The organism is Stenotrophomonas sp. As-7, from assembly GCF_030291015.1.
Classification (GTDB): domain Bacteria; phylum Pseudomonadota; class Gammaproteobacteria; order Xanthomonadales; family Xanthomonadaceae; genus Stenotrophomonas; species Stenotrophomonas lactitubi.
Genome location: NZ_CP127405.1, coordinates 117,376 through 134,127, shown reverse-complemented (window position 1 = coordinate 134,127; position 16,752 = coordinate 117,376). Strand labels below are relative to the sequence as shown.

The following is a 16,752-nucleotide window of genomic DNA, read 5'->3' as shown; positions in this document are numbered from 1 at the left end:
ACGGGGGTGAGTGGCTCAACGAGCTGATCTAGGGCTTGCCCAACTGGCTGACCAGCCAGTCATTGCCCGGCGTACCAATCGCGGCGGAAGTTGCCCCCCCGCTCAGATGCAGGATCATCCCAGGTGTCGCGTTCAACCCAAGACGTTCCATTAGGGCTTGATTGTCAGAAACTGCCTGCAGGGGCAGATCCGGGTCAAGTTCGACCTCCCCGCCGCCGGCCACTATGGCCAGCGCTGCTGATGGATCCGATGACGAGAAGATCGCTGCAGACTTCTGAGGGCTGTCTGCCCTGATTAGGCCAACGAGTATATGCCTGACCTGGACCCTTCCTGAGGCTACCCAGGGTCTGAGCGAATGCCACAGTGCATGACAATGCGGGCAATTTGGGTCCGAGAAGACGTAGATGATATCGGGTGCTCGACTGCTCCCATCCTGGACGTAGGAGGCCCTGTCCAGCGCATCAAATACAGGCTCAGGAACCGGAACGTCTGAGACGACATGATCCATGCTCCATCCTGCAATTCCTTGAGCCTGGCCACAACCGCCAAGCGAGACGATAGCCAGAAACGCGACCATCGATACGCAGTGCAGTCCACGCGGACGCCTAGTCAACTTCACTTTTTCCGTTCCCAGAGTCTCAATCGCCATGCTCAGATTCGCTCATGCGCCTGGTGACTGCCTGCCCAACAATGACCTTCTCACCATCGAACGTCATGACAGGTGAGCCATGCAAGTGAAACCCATCTCTCAGTGCAGCACTGACTCGCTTGCAGAAGCCAGCATCATCAACACCGGTAAGAAGTCGATAGACCAACTGCGTACTCTTCGCTTCTTTCATTCCTGCACCCCTCAAGGTTAAGCCCCGCCAGGTAATCCCTGGCGGAGCGGTGTTCAATCAGCAGCTCTTCAGAGCGTTCTCGATATCCGCGATGAGATCATCCTCATGCTCCAAACCAATGGAGAGTCTGATCAATCCTTCGAATACACCGGCCTTCGCACGGAGCTCCGCAGGCACGCCAGACTGAGTCGTCGATGCCGGATGGCAGACAAGTGACTCCGTGCCACCCAAACTGACTGCGGATTTGAAAAGCGAAAGTGCGTTGATGAACTTGAATGCTTGGGCGCCGCCGCCCTCCAAGATGAACGAGAACGTCGAGCCCGGCCCTGTGCACTGTCGCGTGTACACGGCCTGATACCGAGCGTCTGCGATGGTTTCCGGGTGAAGCACGGTTACAGGATGGTGGGAGTTCTTGCACAGCCAATCAGCGACCTTGCTGCCCGTTGCCGCCGCCTGACGCATGCGCAAGACAAGCGTCTCCATGGAGCGTGCAATCATCCAGCAGGAGTGCGGATCGAGCTGCGAACCAAATGCACCCCGGGTGGACTTCACCTTGGAGATGAGCTCCCTCCGACCAGTTACGCCGCCTGCTACCAGATCACTATGGCCGCCCACGTACTTGGTCAGGGAGTAGACACAAAGGTCCGCGCCGTGGAGTGAGGGGCGCTGGAAGATTGGGCCCATCAGCGTGTTGTCGCACACGATGAGCGGGCGGTAGCCATGCCGTGCCGCGAACGCATCGATCTCGTTCTTGAGGACCTGCAGGTCAACCAGGTCGTTAGTGGGATTGGCAGGCGTCTCGACATAGCAGATCTTCACTGGCCCTCGCTTTGCACCAGCCTCAAGTGCGCTGCGCAGCGAGTCAGGGGAAAGCCCGTCGTCTATCCCGACGGAACCAATGCCCCACTCGGGGAGAATCTTCGCAATCAGTGTCTCCGTTCCGCCGTAGAGCGGCGCCGACTGAACGATCTGATCTCCAGGCCGGAGGAATGCGAGTAGCACCGAGCTGATCGCGGACATTCCACTGGAAGTGACAGCTGCGGCATCCGATCCGTCCAGCACAGCCAATCGATCCTCAATGATCTCCAGGTTGGGGTGGTTGAAACGGCTATAGACCAACCCAGGAGACTGTCCTTCGGGTGTGGGCTTCCGGCCGGAGACCAAGTCAAAGAACTCTGCACCTTCTTCGGCCGTTCTGAAGGCGAACGTCGAGGTGAGGAACACCGGCGGCTTCACGGCACCTTCGGACAGAAACGGGTCATAGCCATAGGACATCATCAGCGTCTCTGGATGTAGCTCGCGGCCGGCAACAGAGCGCTTTCGGAATCGGTTCTCGTTCATTTTTCAATGCTTTATGCAGAGGGAAGGGTACGGGTTGAGCTGGAGGCACCTGTCAGGGCCTTGGCCCGAGGATGGCTTCCAGAGCTTGGGGCGGCGGCATGCCATTGGTTCGCTGAACCACGTCCGATGCATCTTTGTAAAGGATGCCCGGCGTTCCGCTGAAACCAAGCTCGACCATGAGGAGCGCATTTTTCTGCAGCTGTTCGTTTACCTTGGGAGGAATGCTCGCGAGAGGACGTATCCCTCCCTTGTCCGCATGCATCTCATTGATGTTCAACGCTGCCTCCGGCTCCTTTGCGCCGAGAATTGCAGCAGCCTTGGCGGCACTGTCCTCCTTGATGATGCCAACCATGACATGACGAATCTGCACCCTCCCCGACTTTACCCAGGGGCGGGCCGCCTCCCAGAACTTGTGGCAGTAAGGACAGTTCGCATCACCGAATGCATAGACGATCCGCGGAGCATCCGGGCTGCCATCTTGTACCCACGTCGATGCGGCCAGCTTTGACCAGACAGCCTCGCTCATGGGCTTGAGCACCAGTTTCTGGATCTTCTCCTCGTCCACCGGCTTACCGTCAGGCCCAAGCCGGGTTCCAACTACGGCAGATCCATCGCCCATCACATAGATGGCCATCGGCTGCTGGTTGATAGAGCCAGCGTATGCGCGAACCTCGGACGAGGCATCAAACTCAGCCGCTACGGAGACGCCTTGCCGCTCCAATGCGGCAAGTACAGCAGGGCGGGTTACTGCGGGAGGCTTTGAAGCACCTTCTGCCTGGGTACATGAAGCCAGACTCAGGGCGGCTACTCCCAGTACGATTCGCCCGAGAGGGGTCGTGGGAAACATGATTTGCTCCTGCTGATGGGGGATGTCCGCAAGCGCTCGAAAGCCGCAGCTGTGCGCGGGGGACGGGAACATGAACAAGGTCATCCTGACGAATCGCACTAAAGCCAGACTAAGTGCCGTCGAGGTGCTTCGCTCTTAGAATGACGAGCACCTCAAAGGTACCTTCCAGAATGCGTGTGCTGCTTATTGAAGATGACGATCTGATTGCCTGTGGCATCCAGGAAGGGCTCGTGCCGCACGGCTTCATCACTCACCTGGCCTCCAGTGCTTCGGAGGCGGAGGCGCGCTTTGTCGATAACGTCTACGACGCCATCGTGCTTGATCTTGGCCTTCCAGACCGCGACGGCTTTGATCTACTGAGCGTCCTGCGAAGAATGGATGGCGAAGTTCCAGTGCTGATCCTTTCAGCACGTGATGGAGTCGATCATCGGATAAGCGGTCTGCAAAAGGGCGCGGATGACTATCTGGTCAAGCCCTTCGACATGCGGGAGCTTTCGGCAAGGCTGCATGCGCTCATCCGACGTGTGGCTGGACGTGGAGTGCACGAGATCATTGCTGGGCCGCTGAAGGTTGAGCCCGAGTCTGGTCTCGCTTGGATCCATGGGGCTCCAGTTTCCCTGTCACGCAAAGAGGTAGATCTCATCAGCCACCTCGCAAATGGTCGCGGGCGGTGGACGAGTGTTGAATCCCTCAATCGAAAGCTCTATGGGCTGAGTGAGGATGTTGGCAAGAACGCCATGAATGTTCACATCTACAACATCCGGCGCAAGCTCGGAGCTGAGTCAATCGAGAGCAGTCGCGGGCTCGGATATCGCCTTGGTTGGGGGATTGGACAATGAGCCTTCGCGTTCGTGCGGTGCTTATTGCCGGTCTTTCACTTATTGCGCTCTGGCTTGTCTCGGCAGGATGGATCATTCGAGATGTGCGGGATAGGGTTGATGCTTCCTTGGATCAGCGCCTGGAGATGTCTGCCAGAATGGCTTCTGGTCTAATGCTCCGGTCATCTTTGACACCACGAACGTTCTCAAAGGACTGGGTGGATGCGATCCGTGTTGGCGGAGGGAATGGCATTGCATGCGAGATCCGTTCATTGGATGGCGAGCTTCTTGCCCTAACCGATCCTCATCTTGGCGGTGAGCTGAAGGATCTTCCGCTAGGCGCGTCGACGCAGAGCGTGGACGGCGAGCAGTGGAGGGTATACACCCTCCGTGAGGGCGGCTACCAGATCACCACCGCTGACCGCATGGATCAGCGTTTAGCAATCAGCCGTGAGGTTCTCGTCGGTGCGGGCATCCCGTTCCTGATAGCGCTGTTCGGAGCTCTTGCTGCGCTTTGGTTTGGCATCGGACAGGCCCTTCGGCCACTGCATTCGCTCAGCTCTCACCTTCAGTCGAGGCTTCCGGACGACAGTAGTCCAGTTCCCGATAGCCGCGTGCCTCCTGAACTTCGCCCGGTCGTCCACGCGCTCAATGGCCTGATCTTCAGGCTGTCCAAGGCGCTGAGTGACCAGAGGGCATTCACCGATGCCGCTGCTCATGAGTTGAGAACACCACTGACTGCCGTTGTCACACACCTTCAGTTGGCCGAGGACAAGTCGACCGACTCGGCGGCAAGTTCCATAGCCCGGGCCAAGCTTGGCGCGGCACGCCTGCATCGAACTCTCGATCAACTGATGAACCTGGCTCGTGCTGAGGCGGTCGCCATACCGATAGATCCTTGTATCTCCGTTGCCGGGGTGGTTTCGGAGGTCGTTGGTCGCTTCTGCGACGAGCAGTATCATCGGATAAGAATTTCGCTGCCCGACGATGATCGCTCGACCGATGTATCGGCGGCGCTGCTGGATACCGCTCTTCGCAATCTCCTGGACAACGCGCTGCGCTACTCACCTGCCGAGTCCATGGTCGATGTTCGCCTTTCGTTCTCTGACGACTCGGTCATCGAAGTGAGCATCCTGGACAAGGGACCGGGAATCAGCGAAGACCAGGCTGCACAGTTGGGGCGGCGCTTCTGGCGAGGAGACATGGGTCGAGATGCCACGCAGGGCGCAGGTCTTGGGGTATCAATCGTGCATGCAATCTGCCGTCGCTTCGGCGGTCGGCTTCAGTACTCTGCAGTACCCGGTGGCGGATTGAAGGCAACATTGACCTTTCGATCTGTCGAGATAGACCATCCACAAGAATTCACGAAGGCATCCCTGTGAGTCTCTTATCCATCCAGGATCGCTACCCGGAAGCGTTCTCTCATTGTTTTGGCTGCGGGAAATCCAACCCCCATGGCCACCGGCTCAAGAGCTGGTATGTCAACAAGCAGGTGCAAGCGACGTTCACAATCCCGAAGATCTACTGCGGCGGGGTCCCCGGATTTGCTTATGGAGGCATAGTAGCTTCTTTGCTTGACTGTCACGGGACAGCGGCCGCTGCTGCATTTCATTGCGCAGACGAAGGGACAGTTCTTGACGACCGTCCCATAGCGACCCGCTATGTCACGGCCTCGCTCTCCGTAGAGTTTTTGCAGCCGACTCCTCTGGAGGTCGAACTTTCGTTGGTCGGAAAGCTGCATCACAGCGAGGGCAGAAAGGTCTTCGTTGATCTGGAGATGGGCAGGGATGGTACAACCTTCGCGACCGCAAGAATGCTCGCGATCAGACTGAAGAACGAGCTGGATGAATGACTACAGCTCGCCAGTCGGCTGGAGACATGATGTGTTGTCTGCCAGCTAATGAAGGGCCGCGGTGTTCTACCGCGCCCCTTCACGATGGCCACGCAGATGGAATCACTTAGAAGTCACAGGAGGAACTCTAGACCTCCCGTTGTTCGACATCATCCAGGCCGTGCGACGTGCCACACGTCCTTAACCCCATCCCCCTGAGAGTCACCAGGTTTCTTGTCTTTGACAAAGTAGTACAAGGGTCGCCCCTTGTGGGTCAATTGCCGTACGCCATTGGCAGTAGAGATCGATCCATAGGGAGGATCCATGGAGCTCGCAGCGTCCACCACGACTGCTGGCCACAGCTTCAGGCAGGACTCGTCACAGGCACTCTCTCCGCTACCCTTCACGTCCTTGTCGAAGATGTACAGCGTCATCCCTTTTCCATCAACCAGTCTGTCTCCCTGTGCGTGCACGTTGGACGGTTCGGCTGGGGCTGCGCATACCACCGGAACAATGCCTGCCAGCAGCAGCATTGTCAGGGTGCGGTTACGTCTTTGCTTGTTCATATTGCTCCTTCTTTGGCAGGTTCACTAGAAGATGGTTAGAGGTAGCCTTGGTACTCAGGCCGGCCAGACCCGTGGAAACTTTCGGGCCAGCCAGTAGTCCGCGCTGACATAGCGACCCGCGCCGTGGAAGAACAGCACAAGGATCATCAGCAAGAAGGTCACCGTGAACTCAATGCCGTTGTTGAGGATGACCGGATCGCCAAGCTCGGTGACGTAGTTGAATCGACCGGGAAAATCATGGGCCAACCAAGCCATCAGGCCGTCCATTCGAAGACTCGCCTCAGTGGTCTTGTCGGCAATGGCTGCCCAACCGTGTGACCAATGCACCGAAAGGCCTGCAACGGTCATCAGCACAAGAAGTGGCACTGATATCACGCGAGTGAACAGCCCCAGGGCAAGGCAAATCACGCCGGCCACCTCGGTGCCTGCCGCCAGGCTTGCCATCAGCGTGGGAAACGGCAATCCAAGCCCCCCATTGGCTGCCGAAGCGCCAAACCAGTCGACCACGCCACTGAAGCCCGTGACCTTTGCGTGTGCTCCGGTGTAGAGCGTCGGGAGGAGATAGAGGCGGATCGACAGCGGCGCAATGAAGTCGAACTTGCGGGTCCATTCAAGTGCACGGTTCAGCAGGGTTGGAGCGGTTTTCATGATGTTTCTCCGTTGTTACTTCGGCCAGGAACCAGGAGTCCAAGCGCGAGTTTTGTTTTTGTCCAGTCGTCAGGCGGCGTGCAATTTCCGCTTGTCGCAAGCGACAGCATGCGGTTGACATCGTTCCGGGTGAGTGCGGAGGTAATTACCGTGTGCCGGTGGTCGCGGAAGACTCCGTAGACGTACGGTGAGGATGGCCCGGCTGCAGAATTGGTGGACCAAGCACCACCAAGTAGATCGAAGGGCGTGGCCAGGAGGCGCAGGGTGGGATTGGTTGTGACTTGCAGCACCGCAGTCGATGTAGCGGGCGGTGGCGGAACATGACGCGCGTCCATATCGCAGTCAATCAGGCACCACTCGTACTCAATAGCAACCTTCTGCTTCTCATTGAGCTTATCCTTGGTTGCGAGCATGAACTCAGTTGCCAGATCCACGTAGGGCGCACGCGATGCAGCGTGATGGCGAATGAAATGCTCCACATCCCTCTGCAGCTCGTCGCCTCCCCGTAGCCTGCAGAACTCTGGAAAGCAGCTCTGCACAGCTTCACGGACGTTGTCTCTGACAATCCATGCATATGGGTGCAGACGATCAGCCCTGATGGCGGCAAATCGATCACGGAGAGATTCCTGCCACACGGGTGGATTCATCGTGAACCACTCCCTTCCTGCTGAAGCAGGCTGGCGTATATCCGCTGAAGTTCATCGCACAGCGCTGGCAATGGCGGTACGTTGTTGTCCCTTTCCAGCACAAGCGGCCTCATGCCAAAACGAGCTACTACTGACTTTCCCAGATCCACTACCTCCTCACACACGTCGCTGCCATGGGTGTCGAGTAAGGGCATGCAGCCAGCGGATTCAGCGTGCCCGGCGATGTGGTAGTAGCTCACCGCGTCTTCCGGAATGCACTGCAGGAAGGCGTTAGGGTCTTCGTTGAAGTTGATTGAATTTACGTAGACATTGTTGATGTCCAGAAGCAATGCGCAGCCGGACATCTGCAAGATCATTGCTATGAACTCGCCCTCAGCCATCTCATGCGGATCTCGGTAGTAGCTTGATACATTCTCTAGAGACAGTCGGCGGCCCAGGTACTCTTGGACTCTTCTAACCTTGTCTGCGATATGCCTGGCACTTGCGGCAGAGCGCGGGACCGGAACGAGCTCGTACATATAGCCCTGGTCATCGCGTGAGGCGCTGAGATGATCGCTGTAGACATCAATGCGATATGCATCCAGGAACTCACGCACCCGGCGGAGGTAGCCCCAGTCGATGTCCTGCGCGTCGCCGATCGACAGACTCAGGCCATGGGCAACCATTGGGTAGTGGCCAGCCAGTGTCTGCAAGGTTTCAGCCGACTGACCGCCCAAACCCATCCAGTTGTCCGGGACAACTTCCAGGAAATCCACACCCGGCATGTTTCCTCGCTGGCACAGCTGCTTGGCATGCTCTCGACGGAGACCCAAGCCTCTCCGCAGCAAGCTCATTGCCCGCAGACACCTTCGGCGAGCTTGCGGGCAGCGGTCTCAACAACCGCGTGACCTTCGCCGGTCAGCCCACACTTACCGTCACGGGCGCGCACCAGACGACCCTGTGGCGTCCCCTGCACGTCTGCTTTTCCATACTTCTTCTCCGTACCGCACTTTCCGCTTGCGCACTTCCCGCCGTGCGATACGGCGCCTTTGGCGACGGACACGTCGGCGGACTCCGCAGCGGTCGCGTGCTCGGCCATGCCGGCAATGCATCCCAGTGAGGCCAGTGCGATGGACAGAGTAATGTTCGAGTGCTTCATGGTTTGGTTTCCTTGCTCGCGTCGAGGGTGTAGCAGGACAGGTCGCGACCGGCATGGACCTCGCCATGGAAGATGGTTTTTATCTCGGCCATGTTCTTGTCCTTGTCCTGCAGCGACTTGCCCATGAAGTGATTCAGCACCAGGATCTTCGGATTGATCTCAGCCGCTAGCTCACCCACCGTCCGCGGGGTGGCATGCATGAAGCTGGACTCGCTGTCTGCGTCGTCATCGATAGCCGCTGGCATTACCAGCAGGTCAGCCCCCTTTGCGAACGTCACGAACTCTGGACGGTGTCCGTTCTGGTCAGCCGAGACAACGATGGTTCCCTGCTTTCCTTCGATCCTGAACGCCAACGTGGGTACATCGCCATGCGGAATGCCCAGTGCCGTCACACGGACCTCAGCGTCCTGGTAGACCAATGACGGCGAGGCCTTGGCGCTGTCGACTTCAGAGGGACGCACACGGATCTGCAGTCCATCGCTGCCGTCATGCAGCCCTGATAGATAAGCGAAGGCTCCTTTGCCCTGCCCGAACATCGCCTCGTAGAACCCCACCATGCCAGGAAATGCCTTAGAGCCCTTGGGTCCTACCAGCTCAATCTCGCTGCGCTCGCCCACGAAGAAGGCGCCCTTAAGGAGGGCTGGAAGATCGGCACTATGATCGGTGTGGAAGTGCGAGATGCCGATGAACCGGAGGTCTTCAAGACGAGCACCTGCCTGGCCAAATCGTAAATATGTACCTCCGCCCGCATCGATCAGGACGCGTGACTTTCCGTTGATCCAGATGACCTCACCGGACGAGGCACGGCCGTCGTCGGAGATAGGGCCCCCTGTGCCAAGCAGCTGAATTGACATACCTTGCGCGCCACGAGCGGGGGTAGCCGCCTGTGTGAAATCCGGCGCACCACAGGAGGGGGGGGCCGCCTGTGCGCCGGTTGACAGCACTGTTCCGGCAAGACTCAGGGCCAGAACGATGCCAATGGGGGGTTTCATGGATTGCCTCCTTCGGACTTGCCGCGTTTGTGCGGCTCTGCTCGCTACTGCAGGTGGAGTTCACCTGTTACGATCAGTATTTGCCGTTGGCGGAGGTGCAACAAATGCATCTTCAGTATGGCCGCCATGCTCTGTTGGCATGGCAATCCAATCGGAGAACATACGGCCCCATATATGCATTTTCGATATGCGTGCGTTAGATTATTTGTATTAGATGCATGGGAATGCAAAGGCGAAACTGCACTCTCCTCCAATGCAGTTGCTGAAATGAACCGCCCTCTCATGCATGCCCCATCGTGGATCCAACGCAACTTTCCTGGCTTGCTGCTGACTGCAGGCATCGCGGCGGTCGCCCTTATGCTGGGCCATTGGTTGCCGCTGGTGGGAGGCCCAGTCTTCGGCATCGTGCTCGGTATCCTGCTGAAGAATCTGATAGCGCCCAGCAGCCGATTCGATGAGGGAATCCGCTTTGGCGGCAAGCAAGTACTGCAGTGGTCGATCATTGCCCTGGGCTTTGGGCTCAGCCTGACTGAGGTGCTGAAGACCGGCATGGAATCACTCTCAGTGACCCTCGTAACTATGACGGTTGCATTTCTGAGCGCCTGGCTGCTGGGCCGCTGGCTGCGCGTGGAAGGAAAAATGACAGTGCTGATTGGCGTAGGCACGGCGATCTGCGGCGGCTCGGCGATTGCGGCGGTCACGCCCATCCTCAAGCCGGACGATCATGATACGGCGTTCTCCATCTCCACCATTTTCTTGTTCAACCTCGTGGCCGTGCTGCTGTTCCCGCTGTTGGGCCATCTGTTGAACATGAGTGACCAGGGCTTCGGCCTGTGGGCCGGCACGGCCATCAACGACACTTCATCGGTTGTCGCGGCCGGTTACGCCTACAGTGATCTGGCTGGTGGATACGCCACCATCGTCAAGCTCACCCGCTCGACGCTGATCATCCCGATCTGTCTGGTACTAACCGTGGTGATGGCCACCATAGCCAAGAGGCGCAGCGCCGGTACAGTTGGTGCGAGCGGCTTCAAGCTCGGTGCGATTTTCCCGTGGTTCATCCTGTGGTTCCTTGTTGCATCTGGCCTGCGCACCGCTGGCTTGGTCCCGGAAGCCGCACTTCCGGTGCTGCATATGCTGGCTGAAGTGCTGATCGTGTTCGCGCTGTCTGCCATCGGTCTCTCCGCCAACCTGCGGCGAATGGCAGCCACCGGAATCCGCCCGATCGCCCTTGGCTTGGGCGTGTGGGTGGCTGTCGCAACCAGCAGCCTCATCGTCCAGTACTTCATCGGACAGCTCTGAGCTCAGCCCATGCGTATGAACCTCCATCATCTGGCCATATTTCACGCTATCGCCGAGACCGGCAGCATCTCGGCCGCAGCCGGCCGCGTGCACGTATCTCAACCGGCGCTGTCGAGAGAGCTGAAGGATTTCGAGGGGCGTCTCGGGGTGGTGCTGTTCGAGCGGCTGCCGCGTGGTATGCGCCTGACCGAGCCGGGCAAGGTGCTGCATGCCTATTCGGCGCGACTGTTCGCCGTCGCCGACAGTGCGCAGGCAGCGATGCGTGACTTTGCCGACGCTCGCACTGGGCAGCTGTCCATTGGTGCCAGCAATACCGTCGGGACTTATGTGCTTCCCCGTCTCGTGGCCAATTTCCGATCAACGTTCCCCCAGGTCGGAATTTCGCTGTTCGTGGGCAACACCGAGCAGGTGGCACAAGGCGTGGCTGACCTGCGTTTCACGTTGGGGTTTGTGGAAGGGCCGATCCGCGTTGAAGGCATTGTCGCGAAGGAGTTCAGCCGTGACGAGCTTGTTCCAGTGGTAGCAGCCCAGCACCCATTGGCAGGGCGCAAGCGGGCCACGCCCTCGGACATCAATGGACTGCCACTGCTGATGCGCGAGCCTGGCTCGGGAACGCGTGAGTTGATCACCGAGTTGCTGCGGCAGTTGAATGCCACCGCCGGTAGCATCGTTGAGTTCAGCAATACCGAGGCACTGAAGCAGGCAGCGATACACGGGGGAGGAATTGCGTGGCTCCCAGGCATCAGTGTGACGCGCGACCTGCAGGACGGAAGTTTGGTTCGCCTTCCTATAGATTCGCTTGCGATCGAGCGTTCATTCAGCATCATCCGTCGTGAGGGGGCATACGAAGTCCCGGCGGTGGATGCTTTCGTAGGAATGATTCAGACGAGTTCTGTTTGCTCCACGGTCTGACTGCCTGCACTTGATGGCGAAGTCTGGTCGCGGCGATAGATCAACGCACGCCGCGACCTCCTCTTCTCCTACACGATGGCGCTGGGCTCAACCTTTGCTTGTCCCTATCGATGTCCGCTCTCGGCCATACGTGGAGACCGGTGGTGTCTGCTTCTTTGGTCGGGGTTGGCTCGTCCCAGCTGGTTCAGCTAGGCTGAGTTCGGCCCGCCACCCTAGCTGGAGTCTGTCTGTTTGGTGGCTCACCAGCCTGACGCCGATGCGGTACAGGAGGTTTGCTTGAGAAGCGATGGATTGGATGGATCCAGGAGGCCCAGTGCCTCGGTGATTATTTTGCTGGCATGTCTCACCATGGTTGGCTTTGCCGCCAATTCGCTACTGGCCAGGCTCGCGCTCACCACTACCACCATTGATCCAACCAGCTTCACCCTCATTCGCCTTGCATCAGGTGCGGCTGTACTCATCCTCATTGCTTGCACTCATGGCAAAGGATGGTCGTTGCGCAGACCCAGCCTGTGGCACGGGACACTTCTACTGGTGTACGCGCTGGCGTTCTCCTACGCATACAGAGGAATCAGCGCAGCCACCGGCGCACTGATCCTCTTTGCGTGCGCGCAGCTCCTGATGGTAGGAGCAGGCTACCTCCGCGGCGAAAGATCAAGCCCGTGGGGACCGACCTTGGCCCTTGCTGGACTAATCCTCTTCCTTGGACCATCGGTGAGTGCGCCTCCCATGGTGCCCGCGGCTCTGATGGCCGTCGCCGGCCTTGCATGGGGTGCGTATTCGTTGATTGCCCCACGCAAGGATGTAACTGCACAAGCGGCCGAGAACTTCTTGATGGCAAGCGTCCTTTGCTTGGCGATTGTCCCTTTCGTGTTTGACGGGCTTCAGCTTGACTTGACTGGCACCGTTTATGCCGTGTGCTCGGGTGCACTCGCATCAGGTTTGGCTTACGCGCTTTGGTACTGGATTCGCGGCTTTCTCAGCCGAATGTCCGCAGGCAGCCTGCAGCTTACGGTCCCAGTCCTTGCCGCAGGAATGGGAGCCACCATCTTGTCTGAGCACCTCACTTCGCTCCAGGGGCTGGCCGCCGCCGTAGTTTTGGCTGGAGTCCTGATTAGCGCTCGAACAAAGCGATAGAGTCGTCGTCACCCTCTGCGCAGTTGAATCGTGTGCTTTGGGTTCGAAATGCTCAAACCGGAGCTTGCCTTAGCCCCTTAAATTTCGTTAGGGCCGCCTTCGACTCATTGCCCGAACACCGAAGGATGAATACCGTGTCCTGTGGTCGGCAAAAGGATGTCGCCCCTTCCTGCGAGATTTGGACAATCAGATCACTGCCCCGAAGTGGGAGTCTATAGATTGCTGCGAAGGGTGATGACTCGGCCAACATGAGACCGACCAAATTGATGGATGCCCGCGCAGAGTGAAATGCAGTTCACAGGTAGTACCAGGATCTGTCGAGGCCTGAGTAGTAATGCAGCCACACTGCCCGCACTTGGGAGATTGCAGCTCTCTTTGGCACGAAATTTTCCCCTAATGCAGCCATATCGCCCGCACTCGCGGGCGCTTTCATTGGCTAACATTGTCAGCAGGTGAGCTACAAGCCTACCTAGACCAGTTGTTCTGCTCTGCGCCACCGGCGAAGCATATCTCTCGACTCTTGTTTGGAGCTCACCTGCATCGCGCACAGCACCGACCGGCCTAGAGGCGCCCATCGTGGGAACCGAGACTTTGATGCAGTGAGACGCTAGCTCTCACGAAGGAAATCGCGAATGGACAATTTGAGTACCTTTGCCCAGATGAGCATATTTTCTGGCATCGCCTTACTGTTTCCAATCTCCATTGTCATCACGATCATCATCATCATTCGGGCCCAGAACAAAGCCGAAGCTCGGGCCAGACCCCGCCGAAGGAAGCGAGCGCGGCGAAGTGCCCAGGCACGACTGCCGGTGTCGGTCAAATGGCCAGCCACAGCGGCGAACGATGACTGAAGTTGCTGGGGCCTGTTCAACAGCTCCCAATGACTATCAGGCCACTATCACATTCAATCTTTCGTTGCCGATTTGATCGCGCTTGCAGAGGGCGCTGGCCTACTGTGAGCCTTGGGTTTGATGCTTCGAATGCGCTGTAATCGATTACATAAAAAATGAGACTTGAATCACACCTTGGCACCCCAAAGAATGAAGGGGTCGTCAAGGAGGGATCACATGGAACAGGCTCATGAAGACGCAGAAGTAACATCGCCAGACGCTTCGGCCGGAAGCGGCCGATTTCACACCACAGGCAACATTAAGAAGCTTGTCTGGGTGAGATCCGCCGGCCACTGTGAGCTCTGCGGCCAAGACCTTACTTGCGACTTCCGCGTCAGCCAGGAAATGGCATGGGGTGAAGTTGCTCACATCATGCCTGCTAGCCCGAAGGGTCCTCGAGCTGACCCCAGCCATGGAGCGCAGGAGGCAGCTGATCTCACCAACGATACGAACAACTTGATGCTTCTCTGCCCTGGTTGCCACGATAGGGTAGACAGGGATGCCGATGGCTACCCCACTTCAGACCTTACAGAGCTGCATCAAGCATTTCAGGAGCGAATTCGACTGGCGGCGAGCGTGCCGGATGCCGGACGCGCCATCGGATTGATTGTCCAGGGTAGCAACTTCGTCACCAATGCCGACATCTCCAAGCGAGACCTCGCGATGGCGATGTCTGCTGAAGGGCTGTCCGCCTTTGGCGACATCATCAAGATCACGCTCAAGTCTCCTGGTGCAGATGGGCGAGATCAACGCTACTGGGCAAACATCAAGGACGAAGTGCGGCATCATCTAGAGCGACAACTAGAGAGACGCGGCGGCCGCTACGGAGATCAACCTGCTCTGGCTGTGGTGGGCTTGGCGGACATCCCCGCGTTGATCATGCTCGGCCAGACTATCGGGGATCGATCCAACCGGGTGATGTTCTCTAAGAGCCGCGATTACGGCTTACGCTGGCCCGATCCGTCTGCTGCACCACCGGAATACCAGCTTCACATCCCCGATGACGGGGCGGAGCCAGTTGCACTCGTCGTCTCCATCTCAGCGAAGATTCCAGAGCGGGATGTGCTCCTGGTAGTACCCAACGCACGCATTGCGACGCTCACGATCGAAGATCCTCGTTACTCGATTGTCAGCAACCGCGGCGCCATCTCCGCGTTCAGAGATGCTCTGCAGATACTCATGAGCCATCTTGAAGCCTCTAGCCCCGAACCCATTCATTTGTTCATCGCCGCACCGGCCGCTTTCTGCGTTGAACTTGGCGCACTGATGACAACCGAGCATCAGCACCCCTACGTAGTCTATGACCGTGAAAAGACCCAGGACGGACGTTTCGTAGAAGCCTTCACAATCACCCCCGGAGATCGTGCATGACACTGCCTACCGACCACGATACGAAGCGCGATAGTTGGGAGTACTTCTTGCTTCGTGCGGCAAGATCCATCTCCCTGAGCGAGGCGCAGTACGAAAAAATTGATGACCGCTACGGAGTTCTGGAAGGGATCCTCAATGCTTCCTCCAATCCAATTCTGAGTAACGCTCACATCTTCGTTCAGGGCTCCATCGGGCTCCGAACCACGATCAAGCCCCTGGCAGGTGCCCCAGCCGATCTTGGAACGGTGGATGCAGATGCGATTGTGTGGCTCCCAAATGCAGACGGCGCGTCCGCCCAAGATGTACTGGATGAGATCTATGATCGAATCTCTGAAGGAACTCGCGTGGAAGCGGAAGTTAAGCTCCTCCGCCGTGGTGTCCGAATCATCTATGCAGATACAAACCCGGGCTTCCACATCGATGTCACTCCTGCTCGGGCAGTGCCGGGCAATACTGAAGCCGATGGGCAAGGAAAGCTTGAGGTTCCTGATCGCGAACTGATGGCTTGGAAAGCCAGTAGCCCGATCCCTTACATGCACTGGCTCGATGCCGCGACCAAGAAGGAGATCACGCTGGAGAGCATCGCTGCGCTGTCCAGGAAGGCGTTGGTGATGGATGCCGCCACCCAAGCTCCGCTACCAGAGTATGAGCAGTACATCGACAGTGACCCCTTGCGTGCTGCCATCAAGCTCCTCAAGCGCCATCGCGATGAGTGGGCGGTTAGAAGCGGAGATCCCAAGCATCGCCCCATCTCCGCTGTGATTACAACGCTGGCGACACGCGCATATGAAGATGTCGCTGCAGACTCGCACCAGCGGCCGCGGAAGCCTCTTGAAGCAATACTTGAGATCGTGGGAAACATGGCCAAGTACATCCGCTATGAGGATGGCCAGTATCAGGTCTGCAATCCGCAAGACAGCGGCGAGAACTTTGCCGAGAAGTGGAATCGGGCCGATGAGGGCTCAGCCTACGTCCAAGCCTTCTATCAGTGGCACGCGAGCGCTACAGAGTCCATGTCTATTGGACTTCAGGAGTTCCCGTCCGCGGAAGCCTTCAATGACGCAGTCAAGGAACGCTTTGCCCTTGGCGGAACCTTCGTTGCGGCAGTGAACAACGAAATTCCGAACGACTGGACCATGCCAGGACGGAAGGCCGGACATACTCGGAACATTGCGAGCATGGGTGCAGTGTTTGGCAGTGGTGCGTCCAGTGGTCAATCGCAAGAAGCGGCGGAATCGCTTGACCGCCTTGGCTGAGTCAGGCACGCCTGTGGAGCGCGGCATTGCCGCGCTCCATACCTACTTGGGTGACGATGGAGCCTCTCTGTTGCAGCCGGTTTCACCACGGCTTGGTGAGGCTGCCGTCTTCCGGCTCCCGTTGCCCGTCGACTACGCTGGGGTTCAACGCTGGCTAAGAGTTGGATTTCCCCAGTCATTCCCACGATCGACCTTGAGTCTTCGGGTCGAGCCTTCG

At 58.1% G+C, this 16,752-nt stretch carries 19 protein-coding genes; 9 read left to right on the top strand and 10 right to left on the bottom strand.

What is annotated here, in order from left to right; translation table 11 throughout:
• Positions 1–28 precede the first annotated feature (28 nt).
• From dsbG (QP457_RS00565) to dsbG (QP457_RS00550), 4 genes are read right to left on the bottom strand one after another with little or no spacing between them, the layout of a single operon-like run.
• The gene (dsbG, locus tag QP457_RS00565; RefSeq protein ID WP_205405421.1) at positions 29–649 is read right to left on the bottom strand and encodes a thiol:disulfide interchange protein DsbG; all 621 of its coding nucleotides are present in this window, start codon (positions 647–649) and stop codon (positions 29–31) included.
• Positions 639–839 carry a DUF1737 domain-containing protein gene (locus QP457_RS00560; RefSeq protein ID WP_205405422.1) on the bottom strand — a complete coding sequence of 67 codons (201 nt, stop codon included), beginning with the start codon at positions 837–839 and terminating at the stop codon, positions 639–641. Before QP457_RS00560 ends, dsbG (QP457_RS00565) begins: the two co-directional genes overlap by 11 nt.
• Positions 840–896: 57 nt before the next feature.
• On the bottom strand, positions 897–2,180 hold the full coding sequence (locus QP457_RS00555; RefSeq protein ID WP_205405423.1) for a cystathionine gamma-synthase family protein: 1,284 nt from the start codon (positions 2,178–2,180) through the stop codon (positions 897–899).
• A gap of 52 nt (positions 2,181–2,232) precedes the next feature.
• Positions 2,233–3,027 (bottom strand): thiol:disulfide interchange protein DsbG, encoded by a 795-nt coding sequence (gene dsbG, locus QP457_RS00550; RefSeq protein ID WP_240196570.1) that lies wholly within the window; start codon positions 3,025–3,027, stop codon positions 2,233–2,235.
• 170 nt (positions 3,028–3,197) lie between these two features.
• On the opposite strand from dsbG (QP457_RS00550), the gene QP457_RS00545 reads away from it, so the two are divergent.
• Genes QP457_RS00545 through QP457_RS00535 form a run of 3 tightly spaced genes read left to right on the top strand, consistent with a single transcriptional unit; the run spans position 3,198 to position 5,697 of the window.
• Positions 3,198–3,866, top strand: a complete 669-nt coding sequence (locus QP457_RS00545; RefSeq protein ID WP_205405424.1) for a response regulator — start codon at positions 3,198–3,200, stop codon at positions 3,864–3,866.
• Positions 3,863–5,227 carry an ATP-binding protein gene (locus tag QP457_RS00540; protein ID WP_205405425.1) on the top strand — a complete coding sequence of 455 codons (1,365 nt, stop codon included), beginning with the start codon at positions 3,863–3,865 and terminating at the stop codon, positions 5,225–5,227. Before QP457_RS00545 ends, QP457_RS00540 begins: the two co-directional genes overlap by 4 nt.
• Positions 5,224–5,697: a PaaI family thioesterase gene (locus QP457_RS00535; protein WP_205405426.1), complete on the top strand. Its 474-nt coding sequence runs from the start codon at positions 5,224–5,226 to the stop codon at positions 5,695–5,697. Before QP457_RS00540 ends, QP457_RS00535 begins: the two co-directional genes overlap by 4 nt.
• Before the next feature lie 149 nt (positions 5,698–5,846).
• Here the strand turns inward: QP457_RS00535 and QP457_RS00530 are convergent, their stop codons facing one another.
• From QP457_RS00530 to QP457_RS00505, 6 genes are read right to left on the bottom strand one after another with little or no spacing between them, the layout of a single operon-like run.
• Entirely contained in the window at positions 5,847–6,242 is a 396-nt protein-coding gene (locus QP457_RS00530; protein WP_205405427.1) for a hypothetical protein, read from the bottom strand.
• 54 nt (positions 6,243–6,296) lie between these two features.
• Entirely contained in the window at positions 6,297–6,890 is a 594-nt protein-coding gene (locus QP457_RS00525) for a DoxX family protein (protein ID WP_205405428.1), read from the bottom strand.
• A complete protein-coding gene (locus QP457_RS00520) occupies positions 6,887–7,537 on the bottom strand; it encodes a putative DNA-binding domain-containing protein (RefSeq protein WP_205405429.1) in 651 nt (216 codons plus the stop codon). The genes QP457_RS00525 and QP457_RS00520 overlap by 4 nt, the downstream gene beginning before the upstream one ends.
• Positions 7,534–8,370, bottom strand: coding sequence for a DUF692 domain-containing protein (locus QP457_RS00515; RefSeq protein WP_205405430.1), 837 nt, complete (start codon positions 8,368–8,370; stop codon positions 7,534–7,536). Before QP457_RS00515 ends, QP457_RS00520 begins: the two co-directional genes overlap by 4 nt.
• A complete protein-coding gene (locus tag QP457_RS00510) occupies positions 8,367–8,675 on the bottom strand; it encodes a hypothetical protein (protein ID WP_205405431.1) in 309 nt (102 codons plus the stop codon). Before QP457_RS00510 ends, QP457_RS00515 begins: the two co-directional genes overlap by 4 nt.
• Complete coding sequence (locus tag QP457_RS00505) at positions 8,672–9,667, bottom strand: MBL fold metallo-hydrolase (RefSeq protein ID WP_205405432.1); 996 nt, start codon at positions 9,665–9,667, stop codon at positions 8,672–8,674. Before QP457_RS00505 ends, QP457_RS00510 begins: the two co-directional genes overlap by 4 nt.
• A gap of 267 nt (positions 9,668–9,934) precedes the next feature.
• Between QP457_RS00505 and QP457_RS00500 the strand changes: the two genes are divergently transcribed.
• The 6 genes from QP457_RS00500 to QP457_RS00475 all read left to right on the top strand — a co-directional run bounded on the left by QP457_RS00500 (position 9,935) and on the right by QP457_RS00475 (position 16,535).
• Positions 9,935–10,969: a putative sulfate exporter family transporter gene (locus QP457_RS00500; protein WP_205405433.1), complete on the top strand. Its 1,035-nt coding sequence runs from the start codon at positions 9,935–9,937 to the stop codon at positions 10,967–10,969.
• 9 nt (positions 10,970–10,978) lie between these two features.
• On the top strand, positions 10,979–11,881 hold the full coding sequence (locus QP457_RS00495; protein ID WP_205405434.1) for a LysR family transcriptional regulator: 903 nt from the start codon (positions 10,979–10,981) through the stop codon (positions 11,879–11,881).
• Positions 11,882–12,202: 321 nt separating this feature from the next.
• Positions 12,203–13,018: a DMT family transporter gene (locus QP457_RS00490; RefSeq protein WP_205405435.1), complete on the top strand. Its 816-nt coding sequence runs from the start codon at positions 12,203–12,205 to the stop codon at positions 13,016–13,018.
• 632 nt (positions 13,019–13,650) lie between these two features.
• Positions 13,651–13,869 carry a hypothetical protein gene (locus tag QP457_RS00485; RefSeq protein WP_205405436.1) on the top strand — a complete coding sequence of 73 codons (219 nt, stop codon included), beginning with the start codon at positions 13,651–13,653 and terminating at the stop codon, positions 13,867–13,869.
• A gap of 216 nt (positions 13,870–14,085) precedes the next feature.
• Complete coding sequence (locus QP457_RS00480; RefSeq protein WP_205405437.1) at positions 14,086–15,279, top strand: SAVED domain-containing protein; 1,194 nt, start codon at positions 14,086–14,088, stop codon at positions 15,277–15,279.
• Complete coding sequence (locus tag QP457_RS00475; RefSeq protein ID WP_205405438.1) at positions 15,276–16,535, top strand: nucleotidyltransferase; 1,260 nt, start codon at positions 15,276–15,278, stop codon at positions 16,533–16,535. Before QP457_RS00480 ends, QP457_RS00475 begins: the two co-directional genes overlap by 4 nt.
• Positions 16,536–16,752 lie beyond the last annotated feature (217 nt).

Excerpts from the sequence above, each read along its gene's own strand:
- QP457_RS00555 (WP_205405423.1), bottom strand. The coding sequence starts at position 2,180 with ATGAACGAGAACCGATTCCGAAAGCGCTCTGTTGCCGGCCGCGAGCTA.
- QP457_RS00510 (WP_205405431.1), bottom strand. The coding sequence starts at position 8,675 with ATGAAGCACTCGAACATTACTCTGTCCATCGCACTGGCCTCACTGGGA.
- QP457_RS00525 (WP_205405428.1), bottom strand. The coding sequence starts at position 6,890 with ATGAAAACCGCTCCAACCCTGCTGAACCGTGCACTTGAATGGACCCGC.
- QP457_RS00540 (WP_205405425.1), top strand. The coding sequence starts at position 3,863 with ATGAGCCTTCGCGTTCGTGCGGTGCTTATTGCCGGTCTTTCACTTATT.
- QP457_RS00515 (WP_205405430.1), bottom strand. The coding sequence starts at position 8,370 with ATGAGCTTGCTGCGGAGAGGCTTGGGTCTCCGTCGAGAGCATGCCAAG.
- dsbG (WP_240196570.1), bottom strand. The coding sequence starts at position 3,027 with ATGTTTCCCACGACCCCTCTCGGGCGAATCGTACTGGGAGTAGCCGCC.
- QP457_RS00500 (WP_205405433.1), top strand. The coding sequence starts at position 9,935 with ATGAACCGCCCTCTCATGCATGCCCCATCGTGGATCCAACGCAACTTT.
- QP457_RS00485 (WP_205405436.1), top strand. The coding sequence starts at position 13,651 with ATGGACAATTTGAGTACCTTTGCCCAGATGAGCATATTTTCTGGCATC.
- QP457_RS00530 (WP_205405427.1), bottom strand. The coding sequence starts at position 6,242 with ATGAACAAGCAAAGACGTAACCGCACCCTGACAATGCTGCTGCTGGCA.
- QP457_RS00495 (WP_205405434.1), top strand. The coding sequence starts at position 10,979 with ATGCGTATGAACCTCCATCATCTGGCCATATTTCACGCTATCGCCGAG.
- QP457_RS00505 (WP_205405432.1), bottom strand. The coding sequence starts at position 9,667 with ATGAAACCCCCCATTGGCATCGTTCTGGCCCTGAGTCTTGCCGGAACA.
- QP457_RS00560 (WP_205405422.1), bottom strand. The coding sequence starts at position 839 with ATGAAAGAAGCGAAGAGTACGCAGTTGGTCTATCGACTTCTTACCGGT.
- QP457_RS00520 (WP_205405429.1), bottom strand. The coding sequence starts at position 7,537 with ATGAATCCACCCGTGTGGCAGGAATCTCTCCGTGATCGATTTGCCGCC.
- dsbG (WP_205405421.1), bottom strand. The coding sequence starts at position 649 with ATGGCGATTGAGACTCTGGGAACGGAAAAAGTGAAGTTGACTAGGCGT.
- QP457_RS00545 (WP_205405424.1), top strand. The coding sequence starts at position 3,198 with ATGCGTGTGCTGCTTATTGAAGATGACGATCTGATTGCCTGTGGCATC.
- QP457_RS00480 (WP_205405437.1), top strand. The coding sequence starts at position 14,086 with ATGGAACAGGCTCATGAAGACGCAGAAGTAACATCGCCAGACGCTTCG.
- QP457_RS00475 (WP_205405438.1), top strand. The coding sequence starts at position 15,276 with ATGACACTGCCTACCGACCACGATACGAAGCGCGATAGTTGGGAGTAC.